This window comes from Saccharomonospora sp. NPDC046836 (assembly GCF_040645195.1).
GTDB lineage: Bacteria > Actinomycetota > Actinomycetes > Mycobacteriales > Pseudonocardiaceae > Prauserella_A.
On record NZ_JBEYXW010000002.1, the window covers coordinates 117,557 to 134,265 of the forward strand.

Genomic DNA, 16,709 nt, shown 5'->3' on the forward strand with positions numbered 1-16,709 from the left:
ATGACGCCCTGCTGCCCTAAACAGTACGCGTGTCCTTTTTTGGTCTCAAGGGGGAGGTAGCGGCAGGGCCCGGCACCACGACGTGGTACCGGGCCCTGCCGCTGGTCATGGCGCAGGCTCAGAAGCCTCCCTCCAGCATGGTTTTGAAGTCGGCGGGCTCCATGCCGCGCAGGAATGTCATGCCCAGCTCCGTCATCGTGCGGACCGGGCTGACGTAGTGCTTGCCGTCGACCTCCGTCGTCACGACACCGAGGCCCTGCTGCAGCACGCTCGTGCCGATGTTGCTGATCGCCTGCCGGGCCGCGTCGGGCACGTCCGCGCCTGCCTGCTCCTCGACGAGCGCCGAGAGCTGGTCGGCGCACAGCTGGTCGGACTGGTCCTGCACCGTGAGCTGGTAGCAGTCGCCGTCCTTGGTCAGCGAGAACGTCCCCTCACCCGGGATCTCCACCTCGAGTGCGACCACCGTCGCACGCGTGCCACCGGCGACCTCGCTGGTCTCGGTCTCCAGCTTCGTCAGCTGCGCACCGGTCGGGGTGGCACTACCGACCGCGTCCACCAGCAGCGGCCCCAGGTCCTGCAGCACGCCCATCTCGTCCGGTGGCAGTAGCTCGATCACCCGCGTGATGTCGCTGTCGAGCGCGGCCTGCACGAGCTGCTGCACGGCCTCGTTCGGGGACGCGGCGCCGTTGGCCGCGATCGGCTGCTGCGGCCACTGCTCACCCAGGTCGGCCAACGCGTAGTCGGCCACGCTGTAGAACAGGCTCGGGTACCACTCGTCGCCGACCTTGACGGTGGCGATGCGAAGCGGCTCGCCGCCGGCGCGCACGACCTCGCCGATGTCGACCGTCTGAGTTCGCCGTCCCTCTTCGGGGCTGGTCACGCCCGCGTCGGCCATGATGGCGTCCAGGTACTCGTCGGCGAACGGCAGCGCGCTCAGATCCGCGGTGACGGTGATGGTGCCCCCGGTGAGCTTCGTGATCGTCAGGTGGTCGTTGACCTGCTCGGCCTGCGACTCGTCGAAGGTCAGGTTCGCGGTCTGGATCTCCAGTCCGGTGAGGTTGCGCGGGTCGGCGTCGGGTTTGACCACGCCGAGCCGTTTCAACTCGTTGGTCGACTCGACCAGCGGGTCGGTGAGCAGAGCGGCCTCGCCCGGTGTGAGTGCGCTGAGCAGACCGACCACGTCACCGCTGCCGAACGATGTCGCGAAGCTCATCGCCGCGTCGGTCGGGGTCGCGGCGCCAGCGGCCACGGAGTCGCTCTGCCGGAAGGCGAACCAGCTCCCGACAGCGCCGGCGGCGACCACCAGAGCCACCACCAGGCCGATGACCAGGCCGCGGCGCCGCCGGGTGGGCGGCCCGGCAGGCGGCACCGGGAAGGCGCCTTGTTGCTGCGGGTAGTACGGCTGCTGCTGCGGCCCGTTCGCCGGATACTGCTGCGGATACTGGTACTGCTGGTCGCCGTATCCGCCGCCGCTGGGTGGCGGAAATCCGCCCTGCTGGTGGGGCCACTGGCCGCCAGGGCCGCCTGGAGTGGTCATGCTTGCACACCTGTTCTTCCGTCGGGCGCACTGTGGGGTCTCCTGCCGCGCCCGCGCTGCCGTTGCGCGACAGCGAGCGTGCCGAGTGCTCCGGCCAGTGCGATGGCCATGCCTGCGGTGGTGGTGACCGGTCCCGGCGCCGTCACGCCGATGAACCCCCTGTCACCGGTGCTTTGGACGGTCGCCAACAACGAAACGGTTCCCACGATGATCGCCAGTAGTGTCGTGGCCCCCGCCGCTGTGCGCGGCAGCCGCAGCGCATGGAGCCCCGCGCAGGCGGCGCAGCACAGCGGCACGGCGACCCACACGGCCAGCGTCGCGGCTGCGAACGCGTTGTCCAGCAGCGCGAAGTGCTCGACCAGCCCGGCCACCTGGTAGCTGTTGCGCTCGACCGTCCCGGAGCGCAGCCAGGGCAGGAACGTCCCAGCGGCCCCGACGAGCAGGCCCAGCGTCGACACCGCGGCGAACGCGCGGGCGGCGAGTGGCCGAGTGGCCGGCATGGCGGTCCCCCAGGGTTGTCGGACTGATCGGCCGTTGGACGCGGGACCGCCCGCGATGGTTTCGCTTCGTGTCCGGCCATGGCAGTGGCGCGGAGTGGCATCCCCCGGCCGGGTAAAAGGTGGTCCCAGTTGCGGAAGTTTCGCATGGGGTATTTGGTGGACATGTGATGCGAGTGGCACAGTCTCCGGGGGAGCGAAGGGGAGGTGGCGCTGTGCCGACCAGGCGCACACGAGCAGGCAGGACGGCCGCGCGCGGTACGAGAGCGCGGGGAGCCGTGGTCAGCGCCGTGGCCGTCATGGCCCTCCTCGGGACGGCGGGTTCGGGCCTCGCCGTGCCACCACCGCCCCCGAACCCCAGCGACTCCGAGCTCGACGCCAGCCGGCGGGCCGCGAATGCCAGGGCCGGTGAGGTCGGTCAGCTGACCAACCAGCTCGCCGAGGCCGAGTCCCGGCTGACCGCGCTGCAGGCCGAGGTCGAGCTGGCGATGGAGGACGCCAACAAGGCCCGAGTCGACATGCACGCGGCGCGCGACGCCGCCGATCAGGCCGAGCGCGATGCCAACGCCGCGCGGGTCGAGGCGGACGCGGCAGCCGCGGCGATCGAGACCGCACGGGCGGACCTCGACAGCTTCGTCGCGGGCAGCTACCGCCAGGGCAGCACCATCGGCTCGATCGGTGCTTATCTCGGCTCGGACAGCCCCGACGACCTGCTTGCCAGGGCCCAGCTACTCGAAGCGGTCAGCAGCAGCCAGCTCGACGCACTCGAGCAGATGCAGCGCGCCCAGATCGAGAAGACGAACAAGGACTCGGCCGCACGTGCCGCACTCGAGCTGGCCCGGCAGCGCAGGACGGAGGCCGAGCAGGCCAAGGTCAACGCCGACGAGGCACAGGCCGTCGCCATCGAGGCGCAGCGCGGCCAGGCCGCGCGGAACAACGAGATCGAGGCCGAGAAGGCGCGAGTCGAGCGGCTGCTGTACCAAGCGCAGTCCGAGGTCGACGGCCTGCAGGGACAGCGGGCCCGGTACGAGGACTGGCTCGCGCAGAAGCGGCGGGAAGAAGAGGAGCGTGCCCGCCAGGCGGCACTGGCGGCGTCGGGCAGCAGCAGCGGGTCTCCGGCTCCGGCCGCGGCGCCGCAGCGGCCCTCGGCACCGGCGGGTGCCAGCATCGAATCGGTGGTCGCACGGGCCATGTCGCAGCTGGGCGTGCAGTACGCATGGGGCGGCGGCAACGCCTCGGGTCCCACCTACGGCATCCGCGACGGCGGGGTGGCTGACAGCTACGGTGACTACCGCAAGATCGGGTTCGACTGCTCCGGTCTGATGATCTACGCCTTCGCCGGGGTCAAGGCACTCGCGCACTACAGCGGGTACCAGTACAACTCCGGCCGCAAGGTCCCGCTGTCGCAGATGCGCCGCGGCGACATGCTCTTCTGGGGCAACAGCCGGATCCACCACGTCGCGCTCTACCTCGGCAACGGCCAGATGATCGAGGCGCCCTACTCGGGTAGCCGGGTGCGCATCGCCCCGGTGCGGTACGGCGACATCCTGCCCTATGCGACACGCTTGATCGGGTGACCAACGGCCTGGCCGGCATCGTGCTCGCCGGTGGCGGTGCGCGCCGACTCGGTGGCGTGGACAAACCCATGCTCGAGGTCGGTGGCATGCCCCTGCTGCACCGTGCGGTCGCAGCACTCCGTGCCGCGAACCCCGTGGTGGTCGTGGGACCCCGCCGTGGCGGCCTGCCCGGCGTGCGCTGGACCAGAGAGGACCCGCCCGGCGCAGGGCCGGTCGCCGCACTGGCGGCCGGGCTGGCGCTCGTGCACACGGATCTGGTCGCCGTCCTCGCCGCGGACCTGCGCGGCATCACCCCCGCCACGGTGGACCGGCTGCGCGGCGCACTGACCGCGGCCGAGGGCGCCGACGGCGCGGTGCTGGTCGACGACGCGGCACAGCGGCAGTGGCTCATCGGTGTCTGGCGTAGCGCGGCGCTCCGGCGGGCGCTGCCGGAGACGACGGCCGGTGCCGCGCTGCGTGTCACACTGGGTAGCTTGTCTATTGTGGACGTACCCGCGGAACCGGGAGAAGCCGCAGACGTCGACACTCCCGAGGATTTGCCCAGCACATGAGGCTTCACAGCGGTCACACCGGCTGATCGGTTTCCTGGAGCGATACCGTGGCGAACACGCGTGTCGTGCAGCGGGTACGGTCACGCGGCGTAGAGACAACGTCACCAGCGAGGAGGTAGGTGTGACCGAGCCCGGCTACTCCGACGGCGCGGCCCCGGCACAAACCGGTACACCGGCACGGGATGCGCAGCTGCTGGAGCGCACCGTGTTCGAGGTGAAGCGCGTCATCGTCGGGCAGGACCGGCTCGTGGAGCGTGTGCTGGTGGGCCTGCTGGCGAAGGGCCACCTGCTCCTGGAGGGCGTGCCCGGGGTGGCGAAGACGCTCGCGGTCGAGACGTTCGCCCGTGTTGTCGGTGGCTCGTTCTCCCGCGTGCAGTTCACCCCCGACCTCGTCCCCTCGGACATCCTCGGCACCCGGATCTACCGCCAGGCCAGCGAGAAGTTCGACGTCGAGCTCGGCCCGGTGGTGGCCAACTTCGTGCTCGCCGACGAGATCAACCGTGCACCGGCGAAGGTGCAGTCCGCCATGCTCGAGGTCATGGCCGAACGGCATGTGTCGATCGGTGGCCAGACCTTCCCGATGCCCGACCCGTTCCTGGTGCTCGCCACCCAGAACCCCATCGAGAACGAGGGCGTCTACCCACTGCCGGAGGCCCAGCGCGACCGGTTCCTTTTCAAGATCATCGTCGAGTATCCGACGGCGGAGGAGGAACGCGAGATCGTCTACCGCATGGGGGTGACGCCGCCCGAACCGCAGGGCGTGCTGAGCCCGGCGGAGCTGGTGCGGCTGCAGGGAGTGGCCTCGCAGGTGTTCGTGCACCACGCGCTGGTCGACTACGTCGTGCGTCTCGTGCTGGCCACCCGCACGCCCGGCGAGCACGGGCTGACCGACGTAGCCGGCTGGGTGTCCTACGGCGCGTCGCCGCGGGCGAGCCTCGGCATCATCGCCGCCGCGCGTGCACTGGCGCTGGTGCGCGGCCGGGACTACGTGCTGCCGCAGGACGTGGTCGATGTGGTGCCCGATGTGCTGCGCCACCGGCTCGTACTGTCCTACGACGCGCTGGCTGACGGAGTGCCGCTGGACCACATCGTGACCCGGATCCTGCAGACGGTCCCGCTGCCGCAGGTGTCGGCCCGCCCGCAGGGCGGCCCGGGGCAGCCGGTCGCGGCAGGTGTGCCCGGCAGGTAACGCGCTGTCATGGGTCCCATCAACGACACCACCGGCGGGCGGCCCGACTGGGCCCCGCCGGTGCTACGAGGTGACCGGCTCGAAGCCGGCCTCCGCACACTGGAGCTCGAGGTGCGCCGCCGGCTCGACGGGCTGCTCCAGGGCAACCACCTCGGGCTGGTGCCCGGTCCGGGGTCGGAGCCCGGCGAGGCGCGGCCCTACCAGCCCGGCGACGACGTGCGCCGGATGGACTGGGCGGTCACCGCGCGCACGACCGCACCGCACATCCGCGAGAGCATCGCCGACCGGGAACTGGAGACCTGGGTCGTCGCCGACCTGTCCGCGAGCCTCGACTTCGGCACGGCGCTGTGCGAGAAGCGTGACCTGGTGGTGTGCGCCGTTGCCGCGGTGGCGCATCTGACGCGTGGCGGCGGCAACCGGATCGGTGCGCTGCTGTCCAACGGAGCCGATTCGGTACGGCTGCCACCCCGGGGTGGGCTCGCGCATGCGCGCAACCTGGTGCGCAAGGTCGCTGAGCTGCCGCGCGCCGAGGAGGGCACGCGCGGTGACCTCGGGCAGTTGATCGACCAGCTGCGCAGGCCCCCGCGGCGCCGCGGCCTCGCGGTGATCATCTCGGACTTCCTCGGCGACACCACGTGGGAGCGGCCCCTGCGGGCACTGTCGGCGCGGCACGACCTGCTGGGCATCGAGGTGCTCGATCCCCGCGACGTCGACCTGCCGGAGGTGGGGGCCGTGGTGCTCGCCGACCCGGAGACGGGGCGCCAGCGGGAAGTGACCGCCTCGGCGTTGCTGCGCAGGGAGTTCGCCGCCGCGGCGCAGCAGCACCGCACCCAGGTGGCGCGCGCACTGCGCCAGGCGGGTGCCGGCCACCTCGTCCTGCGCACCGACTCCGACTGGATCGCCGATGTCGTGCGGTTCGTCGTCGGGCGTAAGCGCGGCTGGTCGGGAGCCGCCTCGTGAGCCTGACCGGATTCAGCTCGCCGTGGTGGTTCCTGCTCCTGATCGTGGTCGCCGCGGTGGTGGTGGGGTACGTGCTCGCGATGCGGGCTCGCCGCAAGCGCACGATGCGGTTCTCCAACCTCGCACTGCTGGAGCGGGTCGCGCCACGCAGCCAGGGATGGCCTCGGCACGTGCCCGCGGCACTGCTCATCGTGTCGCTCATCGTGCTCACGTTCTCGCTGGCGGGTCCGACCGCCGAGCAGAAGGTGCCGCGGAACCGCGCGACCGTGATGCTCGTGATCGACGTGTCGCTGTCGATGGAGGCGACCGACGTGGCGCCGACCCGGCTCCAGGCCGCGCAGGAGGCGGCGAAACAGTTCGCGCAGGGGCTCACCCCCGGCGTGAACCTGGGGCTCATCTCCTTCGCCGGCACCGCGAGCGTGCTGGTGGCGCCCACCACCGAACGTGACGGCGTCACGCAGGCGATCGACAACCTCAAGCTCGCGCAGTCCACCGCGACGGGGGAGGGGATCTTCGCGGCGCTGCAGTCGATCGAGAGCTTCTCCGCCGTGGTCGGTGGCGCCGAGGGGCCGCCGCCGGCGCGGGTCGTGCTGATGACCGATGGCAAGCAGACCGTGCCGCAGGACGAATACGCCCCGCGTGGCGCGTTCACCGCGGCAGGGGTCGCCGAGCAGAAGAGCATCCCGGTCACGACGATCTCGTTCGGCACCTCCAACGGCTCGGTGGAGATCGAGGGCAAGCAGGTACCGGTGGAGGTGGACGACGCCTCGATGCGGGAGATCGCGCGCCTGTCGGGCGGTGACTTCTACAAGGCCGCCACCGCTGATGAGCTCAAGGAGGTTTACGCCAGCCTCGGTGAGCAGATCGGGTACGAGACCAAGAACGTCGACGCGAGCAGGCCGTGGGTCGTGCTGGGCACGATCGTGCTCATCGGAGCGGCGGGCAGCGCGTTGTTCCTCGGCCAGCGGCTGCCCTGAGGTCTTGCGGGTTCCCGGGCTTGGCGGGCGCTGGTTACGTCGTGAGGTAACCAGCGCCCGTCACGGTCACTCCCGCCGTCTCACGAACCGGCGAAGCCCAGCTGGCGCCATGCCTCGTACACGACGATGGACGCGGTGTTGGTCAGGTTGAGCGAGCGGGAGGTCGCCAGCATCGGCAACCGCAGCAGCTCGGTCACCGCGGGGTCCGCCAGCACCTCGTCCGGCAGCCCCGCCGACTCCGGGCCGAAGAGCAGCACATCGCCCTCGGCGTAGGCGACATCGGTGTAGCGGCGCTGCGCCTTCGTGGTGAACGCATAGACCGCACGCGGCCGCAGCGCCTGCCAGGCTCCTGCCAGGTCGGCGTGGACCTGGACGTGCGCCAGGTCGTGGTAGTCCAGCCCGGCACGGCGCAGGTACTTGTCCTCGAGGGAGAAGCCCAGCGGTTCGATCAGATGCAGCTCGCACCCGGTGTTGGCGGCGAGCCTGATCGCATTGCCCGTGTTGGGCGGGATCTCGGGATGGTAGAAGACGACCCGGAACACAGTGTTGATCTTTCCCTGTTCACGCGTGGTTCGACCGCGCGCACCGCGCAGGCCATGTTGGCGAACCACGATTCTGCCGTCCCGCCACAACCCACCACTGGAGGACCCCATGGTTGCGCGTCCACACCAGGTTTCCCGGCGCCGGTTCCTCGGTTACGGCGGTGCAGGTGCCGCCGCTGTGCTACTCGGTACCGGAGCGTGGAGCGCGGCGAGCTCGTTCGCCGCGCCAGCGATGAGCGGTAACCCGTTCGCCCTCGGCATCGCCTCGGGCGACCCGCTGCCCGACGGTGTGGTGCTCTGGACCCGCCTGGCGCCCGACCCGTTCGCGGAGGACGGCTTCGGCGGGATGTCGGCAAAGCCGGTGCGCGTCGAGTACGAGGTCGCCGTGGACGAGCGCTTCCGGGGAGTTGTGAAGCGCGGCACCGCCGTCGCCACCCCTGAGCTCGGCCACTCCGTGCACCCCGAGGTGCACGGGCTCGCACCCGACCACGAGTACTTCTACCGCTTCCGCACCGGCGGCGAGATCTCCATGGTCGGCCGCACCAGGACCACGCCAGCGGCCTCGTCCAGCCCGCGCGAGCTGAACTTCGCGTTCGCCTCCTGCCAGGCGTGGCAGGACGGCTACTTCACCGCCTACGACCACCTGGCCGAAGAGGACCTCGACCTGGTCGTGCACCTCGGCGACTACCTCTACGAGTACGGGGTGAAGACCAACAGGCGGGGCGTGGTGACCGACCCGCGGTTCCACACCGAGACCGTGGACCTCGCCCGCTACCGGCTGCAGTACTCGCTGTACAAGGCAGAGGAGCCGCTCCAGCGGGCGCACGCGCGGTTCCCGTGGATCATGACGATGGACGACCACGAGGTCGACAACAACTGGGCCGCAGACATTTCCGAGCGCAACGACGACCCGGTGGCGTTCCGCGCGCGCATGGCGGCCGCGTTCCAGGCGATGTACGAGAACATGCCGTTCCGCCGTCAGCAGCTGCCGGCCGGGCCGGATGTGCACCTGCACCGCAGGCTGCCCTATGGCCGCCTCGCCGACTTCACGATGCTGGACACGCGGCAGTACCGGGACGACCAGCCGTGCGGTGACGGCGCGTCCGCCACCTGCACCGAGCGGTTCGGCGCGGACCGCACGATCCTCGGCGCCGAGCAGCGCGAATGGGTGCTGGGCGGCTTCAGCTCGTCGCGCGCACGCTGGCAGGTGCTCGGCAACCAGGCGCCGATGGGGCAGACCGACCGTGATCCCGGCCCGGCCACCGACGTGTGGATGGACCCCTGGGACGGCTACGTCGCCGAACGTGACCAGGTGCTCGCCGAGGCGCAGCGGCGGGGCGTGCGGAACCTGGTCGTGATCACCGGCGACCGGCACCAGAACTACGCGTGGGACCTCAAGGACGACTACACCGACCCCGGCTCGGCGACGGTGGGCGCGGAGTTCGTCGGCACCTCGATCACCAGCGGCGGCGACGGCGCCGACTCGACAGCCGAGACCGACCGGTTCCTGGCCGCCAACGCGCACATGAAGTTCATCAACACCCAGCGCGGGTACGTGCGCGTCAACGTCAACCGGGAGCGCTGGCGCAGCGACTTCCGGGTGCTGCCCTATGTCACCACGCCCGGCGCGCCGATCAGCACACGGGCCACGTTCGTCGTCGAGGACGGTAAGCCCGGCGTGCAGGCCGGATAGCCGCCGGTTGTGTCGAATGCCATCCCGGTTACCAGGCGGTATCGGCACTGTCCTCGCGACCAGCGGATGGCGAGCGGCTAACCTCACGGCGTAGCAGTTCCAGGCGCGACACGAGGAGTGGTTAGTGGGACGGTCGGTTCTCGTCACGGGCGGCAATCGCGGCATCGGGCTGGCCATCGCGCGCGGCCTCGCCGAGGCCGGGCATCAGGTCGCGGTGACACACCGGGGCTCGGGCGCGCCCGAGGGTGTGTACGGGGTGCAGGCCGACGTCACCGATACCGAGCAGGTCGACGCGGCGTTCAAGCAGATCGAGGAACATCAGGGCCCGGTCGAGGTCCTCGTGTCGAACGCCGGGATCACCGACGACACACTGCTCATGCGGATGAGCGAGGAGCAGTTCACCCGGGTCGTCGACGCCAACCTCACCGGCGCCTACCGGGTCGCCAAACGCGCGTCCCGCCACATGCTGCGGGCGAAGTGGGGCCGGTTCGTGTTCATCTCGTCGGTGATCGGGCTCAGCGGCGGGGCAGGCCAGGTGAACTACGCCGCCAGCAAGGCGGGCCTCGTCGGTGTCGCGCGTTCGCTGACCAGGGAGCTGGGCTCGCGCAACATCACCGCGAACGTCGTGGCACCCGGTTTCATCGTCACCGACATGACCAACGAGCTGACCGACGAGCAACGCGCGGGCGTACTCGCACAGATTCCCGCCGGCCGGTACGGAGATCCGGCCGACGTGGCGAACGCGGTGCGCTTCCTCGCTTCCGACGAGGCCGGCTACATCAACGGTGCGGTGCTGCCGGTCGACGGCGGTCTCGGCATGGGTCACTGACGCCCGGCCAGCCACTTTTCTTGTATCAACGAACGTTTTTGCGAACTGGAGGACAGGTGTCCGGACTGCTCGAAGGCAAGCGCCTGCTGATCACGGGCGTGATCACCGACGCGTCGATCGCGTTCCACGCGGCCAAGGCCGCGCAGGAGCAGGGCGCGAAGGTGGTGCTGACCGGCTTCGGCAGGCTGTCGCTCGTCGAGCGCATCGCCAAGCGCCTGCCCGAGCCCGCGCCGGTGATCGAGCTCGACGTCCAGAACACCGAGCACCTGGACACCCTCGCCGACCGCGTGCGTGAACACGTCGACGGGCTCGACGGCGTGCTGCACTCGATCGGCTTCGCACCGCCAAGCTGCCTTGGCGCGCCGTTCCTGGACGCCCCGTCCGAGGACGTCGCCAAGGCCGTCGACGTGTCGGCGTACTCGTACAAGGCGCTGGCGAAGGCCGTGCTGCCGCTGCTGGGCCCCGGTTCCTCGATCGTCGGGATGGACTTCGACGCGCGCGTCGCCTGGCCCGCGTACAACTGGATGGGCGTGGCGAAGGCCGCGCTGGAGTCGGTGAACCGCTACCTGGCCCGTGACCTCGGTCCGTACGGCATCCGGGTCAACCTGGTGGCGGCCGGTCCGGTCAAGACCATGGCCGCGAAGTCGATCCCCGGTTTCAACGCGCTGGAGGAAGGCTGGGGCGATCGCGCACCGCTCGGCTGGGACACCACCGATCCGACACCGGTGGCCAAGAGCATCTGCGCGGTGCTGTCCGACTGGCTGCCCTCGACAACCGGCTCGATGATCATGGTGGACGGCGGCGTCCACGCGACCGGCCAGTAGGCGGATATTGTCCCCCAAGGCCACCTTGGTTGCGCCCACCCGTCTCCCACCACCGCCCAAACGGAGACGCTTCGCGCCGCAGTGCTCGATTCCTGCGACCAAGGTGGCCTTGGGGGCTTAAACGCGCGCTGTCAGACCCGGTTCGCGCGGCTCACCACGCCCGGCGACACACCCAGCACGCGCTTGAAGGCGCGGCTGAACGCGGCCTCCGACTGGTAGCCGAGCTTGCCTGCCACCTCGGCTACCGTCCCGCCGTCGTCGGCGAGCCAGGCGCGCGCAACCTGCATGCGCCAGCGCGTGACGTAGTGCATTGCCGGCTCGCCGACCAGGTCCGTGAAGCGCGCGGCGAACGCCGACCGCGACATCGCGATCTCGTTCGCCAGCGCCGCGAGCGTCCAGTCCCGCGCCGGATCGCGGTGGATCAGTGCGATCGCGCGCCCGATCTGCGGGTCCCGCAGCGCGCCGAGCCAGCCGCGCTGCGCTGCGGGGTCGTGCTCGATCCACGCGCGCAGTGTCTGGATGACGAGGATGTCCGACAGCCGGGTCAGCACGGCCTCACCGCCGGGCCGCACCTCGGCGGCCTCGGACGCGACGAGCCGCAGCGTGGTCTGCATCCACTCCGCATGCGGCCCGATCGTGGGCTCGATGTGGATCACCTTCGGCAGCAGGGCGACGATGTGGTGCGCTGCCGGGTGGCCGAGGCGCACCGCCCCGCAGATGAGCGTGGTCGGCGTCCCGCCGCCGCCGTGCCGCAGCACCGCGTACTTGTTGTGGAACTCGTGCTCGATGCTCCGTACGTCAGGCACGAGGGTGCCGGAGTCGCTGCGCAGCGTGTGCCCCAGCCCATGCGGTACGAGCGCGAGGTCCCCGGGCTGCAGCACTCGCGGCTCGTCGCCGGGCACCTCCAGCTGGAGCCTGCCCACCGTCACGATGTGGAACCACAGGCAGTCCGGCCAGTCGGGCATCGTCAGCCCCCATGGCGCCGTGAGCTCGGAGCGGCAGTAGAAGCTGCCGGTCACGCGCAGGAAGTGCAGGGCTTCCCCGAGCGGGTCCCGGGAGTCGAGTGGGTTGAACTCCGTCACCCTCCGAGTGTGCGGCCGGCCGCGATCATCCGTCCACTTCAACTGGACGAACGGGCAAGAAACGTCGACACCTGAGCATGGGAAGTCCGCTCCTGGGCCCGCAGAGTGGACGGCGAGTCAACGAATGAGCCAACCCGCTTCAGGAGGACGAGATGATCACGGTCATGGGCGCCACCGGTCACGTCGGACGCCAGATCACCCAGCAGTTGCTCGACGCGGGCGAGTCCGTGCGCGCCATCGGCCGCAACCCCGCCGCACTGGCCGGCCTCGCCGCAGCCGGTGCCGACATCGCCGCGGGCGATGCCGCGGACCCCGGGTTCCTCGCCGGCGCCTTCCGCGGCTCGGACGCGGTGCACACGCTGCTGCCCTACGACCCGGCGTCGGCGGATTTCCGCGCCGAGCAGGCGAGCCTCGGCGAGGCCGTCGTCACGGCGGTGCGCGAGTCGGGTGTGCGGCGGGTCGTGGCGCTGAGCAGCCTCGCCGCCGACATTCCGGCCGGCACCGGCTTCATCGCCGCGAGCCTGCACCCGCAGGAGGAGCGGCTGCACTCGCTCACCGGCGTCGACCTCATGCTGCTGCGACCCACCCTGTTCTTCGAGAGCATCGTGGCCGGGATGCCCTTCGTCGAGGCGATGGGCGTGAACGCCGACGTGGTCGACCCGGAGGTTCCCGTGCCGATGATCGCGACGAAGGATGTGGCTGCCGCAGCCGCGGCAGCGTTGCTGTCGCGCGACTGGAGCGGCGTGCGGGTGCGGGAACTGCTCGGCCCGTGCGACCTCACCTACGCCCAGGCGACCCGCATTCTGGGCGCGGCGATCGGCAAACCCGACCTGCAGTACGTCCGGCTGCCCGACGAGGACATGATCGGCGCGCTCGTCGAGGCCGGGTTCTCCGCGGGCACGGCGGCACTCCACGTCGAAATGGGGCGGGCGCTTTCCGCGGGGACCATCGTGCGACGCGTGGAACGGACCCCCGCGAACACGACGCCCACCCGCTTCGAGGACGTCATCACCGAACTACTCCCGGAGGCATCATGATCGCCGTACTGACCGTCCTCGCCATCGTCGGGTGCGGACTGATGGCAGGGCTGTTCTTCGCCTTCTCCACATCGGTGATGCCCGGGCTGTCGCGACTGCCGAAGCCCGCCGCCGCGCTCGCGATGCAGGAAGCCAACCGGCGGATCCAGAACCCCCTGTTCCTTCTTGTGTTCCTCGGGACCGCGCTGGTATGCGTCCTCGTGGCGGTGGCCGCACCGGTTGCGGGGCACGATGGGGCGGGCTGGCTCGTGGCGGGGGCGCTGGTCTACGTCGTGGGCGGGTTCGTCGTCACGATGGTCGTCAATGTGCCGATGAACAACCGGATCGACCGTGCCGACCCCGACTCGTCCGAGGGTGCCGTGATCTGGACGGAGTACCTCTCCCGCTGGACGGCCTGGAACCATCTCAGGGCCCTGGCCGCCACCCTCGCCACCGCGCTGCTGGCGGTCGGCCTCGCGTGAGGGTTCACCGGGCGAGTGCGGGGACCGGGGTGCGGCGCTGGAGGACAGCGGCCAGCGCGACGCCTGCGAGTGCGACGCCGCCGAGGGCGATGCTGACCCAGGTGACGCCGGCGTAGCCGAACCCGGCGTCGATCGCGAGTCCGCCGAGCCACGGCGCCACCACGATCCCGACGTTGAACGCCGTGACGTTCGTGGCGCCCGCCAGTGTCGGCGCCTCGCCCGCGAGCGCGAACACCCGCGTGTTGAGCGACGGGTTGGTCAGGAAGCCGAGCAGTCCGAACAGGAACAACGCCGGCGCCGTCACCGCCACACTCGACGCCGCGAGGCCGAGCACCGCGAGTACCACGAGCGTGCCGCTGATCGCCCCGGCGAGGGTGGCCAGTGGCCGGGTGTCGGCGAGCCGCCCGCCGAGGGCCACCCCGGCGAGTGCGCCGATCCCGTATACCCCGAGCAGCACAGGAACCCAGCTCTGCGCCAGCCCGGTCACCTCGGTGAGCAGGGGAGCGACGTAGCTGAACGTGGCCATCGAGGTGGCAATCGTGAACGCGGAGATCGCGAGGGCGAGCCAGACCTCGCGGTTGCGGTAGGCGCGGAGTTCCGCACGCAGCCGCGGTCGCTCTCCGGTACGGCCCCCGTCGGCCGGGATGAGCACACCGACGCCGGCGACCGCCAGGGCTGCGAGGGCCCCCACCGCCCAGAACGCCATACGCCAGCCGCCCTGCTGGCCCAGGAAGGTGCCCGCCGGGACGCCCAGCACATTGGCGGCGGTGAGCCCGCCGACGACCACCGCCATCGCCCGGCCCCTGCGGTCGGCAGGCACCAGGCTGATCGCGGTCACCGCCGCCACGGCCCAGAACCCGGCGCACGCGAGCGCGCTGACGATGCGGCTGGCGAAGAGTACCCCGTAGCTCGGAGCGAGCGCGCCGACGGCGTGGCTGAGGGCGAACACAGCGAGCATCACGAGCATGGTCAGCTTGCGGGGCAGGCGTAGTGTCACCGCGGCGAGCAGGGGCGTTCCCACGAGCATGCCCGCCGCGAAGGCGGAGACGAGCAGCCCGGCGTCGGGGATGGACACGCCGAGATCGGCGGCCATCGTGGGCAGCAGCCCGGCGATCATGAACTCCGAGGTGCCGAGTGCGAAGACGCTCAGCCCCAGTACGTAGATGGCCAGTGGCACAGGATTCTCCCAGTTCTGGATCGGTTAGTTCAATATGAGGGCACAACAGAGCGCCGGCTTTCGGCCGGCGCGGTCAGACGGCGGCGAGAGCGATGGCGGCCGCGTTCTCCAGTGCGGCTCGGTCGGCGCCGCTGCGGGCCAGCAGCCGCAGGCCACCCGAAGCTGCGTGCAGGAACTGGGCCAGCGCGAGCGCGTCCTTGTCCTTGTCCAGTTCGCCCGCGTGCTGGCCTGCCTCGATGGCCTGCCGGACCGCGTCGATCAGCCGTTCGGTGTCGCGGCGGAGGTCGTTGCTGATCTCCTCGTCGCGGCCGCCGAGTTCGGCCGCGGTGTTGACGGCCAGGCAGCCGCGCGGGCTGTGGCACGCGTCGTCGATGGTGTTGGTGAACATCTCCCGGAGCTTGTCCCGGACCGGTCGATCGGCGGTGATCAGGTCGATCCGTGCCTGCGTCGCGTTCGCCATGTAGTGCTGCAGCGACAACCGGAACAGTGCGTGTTTGCTGTTGAAGGCGTTGTAGATGCTGCTGCGGCTCAGTCCGGTCGCCGCACAGAGCTGTGCCGTCGAGGTGCCCTCGTACCCGTTGTCCCAGAAGGCATGCATGGCGCTCTCGACGGCGGCGGCCTCGTCGAACTCCCGTGGGCGCGGCATGACGGTGATGCTAGCCGTTTTGGACCGGTCGATGCAAAACATGAGCCCGGTTCGGCGTGGGCGCCGCCACAGCGGGAGGATGACAACCGTGAACTACGACGCGCTGCTGTGGTTGTCCTTCGGCGGACCGGAGGGGCCCGAGGATGTCGTACCGTTTCTGGAGAACGTGACCCGGGGCAGGGGAGTCCCGCCCGAGCGCCTCGCCGAGGTCGCCCAGCACTACCAGCACTTCGGTGGCGTGTCGCCGATCAACCAGCTCAACCGGCAGGCCATCGCGGCCGTCGAGAAGGAGCTCGCGGCGCAGGGCATCGAACTGCCCGTCTACTTCGGCAACCGCAACTGGCACCCGATGGTCGAGGACACGCTCGCGCGGATGACCGCTGACGGGGTGCGCCGGGCACTGGTCTTTCCCACGAGCGCCTACGGCGGCTACTCGGCCTGCCGCCAGTACGACGAGGACATCGTGCGGGCGCGCGCCGCTGTCGGCGACAACGCGCCGGAGCTGGTGAAGCTGCGTCAGTTCTTCGACCACCCGCTGTTCGTCCGTGCCTTCGCCGACGCGGTCCGCGCCGCGCACGCGGAACTGGGCAACGGCGAGGGTGTGCGCACCGTGTTCACCGCACACTCCGTGCCGGTCAGCGCCGATGTGGCGGCCGGGCCGCCCAGCGCTGGTGGGCACCGCTACTCACGGCAGGTCGCCGAGGCGGCCCGGCTGGTCGCCGCCGAAGCGGGCGTCGACGGCTACGACGTCGTGTGGCAGTCGCGTTCCGGCTCGTCCCAGGTGCCGTGGCTCGAACCGGACATCGTCGACCACATCGACGCGTTGCACCCCGGCGGCGTGAGCGGTGTTGTGGTGTGCCCGGTGGGCTTCGTCGCCGATCACCTCGAGGTGATCTGGGATCTCGACAACGAGGCGGCCGACCGGGCCCGCGAGCTCGGGATGGGGTTCGCCCGCGCGGCGACCCCCAACGGTGACCTGCGGTTCGCGGAGCTCGTGGTCGAACTGGTCACCGAGCACACCGCCGGGGTCGAGCCCCGCAAGCTGTCCGGCTTCCCTGCCGCGGGTTGTACCACCAACGGTGCCCCGTGCGCGCCTGCCTGCTGCGAGCCTGCCAGGCGCTAGAACGGCT

General features: G+C 70.6%; 17 protein-coding genes. 11 read left to right on the forward strand and 6 right to left on the reverse strand.

Translation table 11 applies throughout. From position 1 onward, the window contains the following. Positions 1-118: 118 nt before the first annotated feature. Positions 119-1,537, reverse strand: coding sequence for a flagellar basal body protein FliL (locus ABZ863_RS03555; RefSeq protein WP_358530713.1), 1,419 nt, complete (start codon positions 1,535-1,537; stop codon positions 119-121). Next, positions 1,534-2,037, reverse strand: a complete 504-nt coding sequence (locus ABZ863_RS03560) for a hypothetical protein (protein ID WP_358530715.1) — start codon at positions 2,035-2,037, stop codon at positions 1,534-1,536. The genes ABZ863_RS03555 and ABZ863_RS03560 overlap by 4 nt, the downstream gene beginning before the upstream one ends. Positions 2,038-2,333: 296 nt before the next feature. Here ABZ863_RS03560 and ABZ863_RS03565 point away from each other — a divergent pair, with 296 nt between their 5' ends. The 5 genes from ABZ863_RS03565 (at position 2,334) to ABZ863_RS03585 (ending at position 7,288) form a co-directional block, all read left to right on the forward strand. Next, positions 2,334-3,611 (forward strand): NlpC/P60 family protein, encoded by a 1,278-nt coding sequence (locus ABZ863_RS03565; protein ID WP_358531228.1) that lies wholly within the window; start codon positions 2,334-2,336, stop codon positions 3,609-3,611. Continuing rightward, entirely contained in the window at positions 3,608-4,162 is a 555-nt protein-coding gene (locus ABZ863_RS03570; RefSeq protein ID WP_358530717.1) for an NTP transferase domain-containing protein, read from the forward strand. Before ABZ863_RS03565 ends, ABZ863_RS03570 begins: the two co-directional genes overlap by 4 nt. Positions 4,163-4,283: 121 nt before the next feature. Next, a complete protein-coding gene (locus ABZ863_RS03575; RefSeq protein ID WP_358530719.1) occupies positions 4,284-5,351 on the forward strand; it encodes a MoxR family ATPase in 1,068 nt (355 codons plus the stop codon). Positions 5,352-5,360: 9 nt separating this feature from the next. Beyond that, complete coding sequence (locus tag ABZ863_RS03580; protein ID WP_358530721.1) at positions 5,361-6,311, forward strand: DUF58 domain-containing protein; 951 nt, start codon at positions 5,361-5,363, stop codon at positions 6,309-6,311. Next, positions 6,308-7,288: a VWA domain-containing protein gene (locus ABZ863_RS03585; RefSeq protein WP_358530722.1), complete on the forward strand. Its 981-nt coding sequence runs from the start codon at positions 6,308-6,310 to the stop codon at positions 7,286-7,288. Before ABZ863_RS03580 ends, ABZ863_RS03585 begins: the two co-directional genes overlap by 4 nt. An 80-nt stretch (positions 7,289-7,368) precedes the next feature. On the opposite strand, the gene ABZ863_RS03590 is transcribed toward ABZ863_RS03585, so the two are convergent. Continuing rightward, entirely contained in the window at positions 7,369-7,830 is a 462-nt protein-coding gene (locus tag ABZ863_RS03590; protein ID WP_358530723.1) for a tRNA (cytidine(34)-2'-O)-methyltransferase, read from the reverse strand. Between the two features lie 109 nt (positions 7,831-7,939). Between ABZ863_RS03590 and ABZ863_RS03595 the strand changes: the two genes are divergently transcribed. The 3 genes from ABZ863_RS03595 to fabI all read left to right on the forward strand — a co-directional run bounded on the left by ABZ863_RS03595 (position 7,940) and on the right by fabI (position 11,176). Beyond that, on the forward strand, positions 7,940-9,523 hold the full coding sequence (locus ABZ863_RS03595) for an alkaline phosphatase D family protein (protein ID WP_358530724.1): 1,584 nt from the start codon (positions 7,940-7,942) through the stop codon (positions 9,521-9,523). Positions 9,524-9,647: 124 nt separating this feature from the next. After that, positions 9,648-10,352, forward strand: coding sequence for a beta-ketoacyl-ACP reductase (locus ABZ863_RS03600; RefSeq protein WP_358530726.1), 705 nt, complete (start codon positions 9,648-9,650; stop codon positions 10,350-10,352). Between the two features lie 56 nt (positions 10,353-10,408). Beyond that, on the forward strand, positions 10,409-11,176 hold the full coding sequence (gene fabI, locus ABZ863_RS03605) for an enoyl-ACP reductase FabI (protein WP_358530728.1): 768 nt from the start codon (positions 10,409-10,411) through the stop codon (positions 11,174-11,176). Positions 11,177-11,307: 131 nt separating this feature from the next. On the opposite strand, the gene ABZ863_RS03610 is transcribed toward fabI, so the two are convergent. After that, positions 11,308-12,258, reverse strand: a complete 951-nt coding sequence (locus tag ABZ863_RS03610) for an AraC family transcriptional regulator (protein WP_358530730.1) — start codon at positions 12,256-12,258, stop codon at positions 11,308-11,310. Between the two features lie 152 nt (positions 12,259-12,410). Between ABZ863_RS03610 and ABZ863_RS03615 the strand changes: the two genes are divergently transcribed. Together ABZ863_RS03615 and ABZ863_RS03620 are read left to right on the forward strand one after the other, a co-directional pair. Further along, positions 12,411-13,295, forward strand: a complete 885-nt coding sequence (locus ABZ863_RS03615) for an NAD(P)H-binding protein (RefSeq protein ID WP_358530732.1) — start codon at positions 12,411-12,413, stop codon at positions 13,293-13,295. Continuing rightward, entirely contained in the window at positions 13,292-13,756 is a 465-nt protein-coding gene (locus ABZ863_RS03620; RefSeq protein WP_358530734.1) for an anthrone oxygenase family protein, read from the forward strand. The genes ABZ863_RS03615 and ABZ863_RS03620 overlap by 4 nt, the downstream gene beginning before the upstream one ends. A 4-nt stretch (positions 13,757-13,760) precedes the next feature. On the opposite strand, the gene ABZ863_RS03625 is transcribed toward ABZ863_RS03620, so the two are convergent. Both ABZ863_RS03625 and ABZ863_RS03630 read right to left on the reverse strand, forming a co-directional pair. Beyond that, positions 13,761-14,933, reverse strand: a complete 1,173-nt coding sequence (locus ABZ863_RS03625) for a Cmx/CmrA family chloramphenicol efflux MFS transporter (RefSeq protein ID WP_358530736.1) — start codon at positions 14,931-14,933, stop codon at positions 13,761-13,763. A gap of 73 nt (positions 14,934-15,006) precedes the next feature. After that, positions 15,007-15,579, reverse strand: coding sequence for a TetR/AcrR family transcriptional regulator (locus ABZ863_RS03630; RefSeq protein ID WP_358530738.1), 573 nt, complete (start codon positions 15,577-15,579; stop codon positions 15,007-15,009). Between the two features lie 88 nt (positions 15,580-15,667). Between ABZ863_RS03630 and ABZ863_RS03635 the strand changes: the two genes are divergently transcribed. Further along, entirely contained in the window at positions 15,668-16,702 is a 1,035-nt protein-coding gene (locus ABZ863_RS03635) for a ferrochelatase (RefSeq protein WP_358531230.1), read from the forward strand. The last annotated feature ends 7 nt before the right edge of the window (positions 16,703-16,709 follow it).

Excerpts from the sequence above, each read along its gene's own strand:
- ABZ863_RS03555 (WP_358530713.1), bottom strand. The coding sequence starts at position 1,537 with ATGACCACTCCAGGCGGCCCTGGCGGCCAGTGGCCCCACCAGCAGGGC.
- ABZ863_RS03560 (WP_358530715.1), bottom strand. The coding sequence starts at position 2,037 with ATGCCGGCCACTCGGCCACTCGCCGCCCGCGCGTTCGCCGCGGTGTCG.
- ABZ863_RS03565 (WP_358531228.1), top strand. The coding sequence starts at position 2,334 with ATGGCCCTCCTCGGGACGGCGGGTTCGGGCCTCGCCGTGCCACCACCG.
- ABZ863_RS03580 (WP_358530721.1), top strand. The coding sequence starts at position 5,361 with ATGGGTCCCATCAACGACACCACCGGCGGGCGGCCCGACTGGGCCCCG.
- ABZ863_RS03595 (WP_358530724.1), top strand. The coding sequence starts at position 7,940 with ATGGTTGCGCGTCCACACCAGGTTTCCCGGCGCCGGTTCCTCGGTTAC.
- ABZ863_RS03615 (WP_358530732.1), top strand. The coding sequence starts at position 12,411 with ATGATCACGGTCATGGGCGCCACCGGTCACGTCGGACGCCAGATCACC.
- ABZ863_RS03620 (WP_358530734.1), top strand. The coding sequence starts at position 13,292 with ATGATCGCCGTACTGACCGTCCTCGCCATCGTCGGGTGCGGACTGATG.
- ABZ863_RS03630 (WP_358530738.1), bottom strand. The coding sequence starts at position 15,579 with ATGCCGCGCCCACGGGAGTTCGACGAGGCCGCCGCCGTCGAGAGCGCC.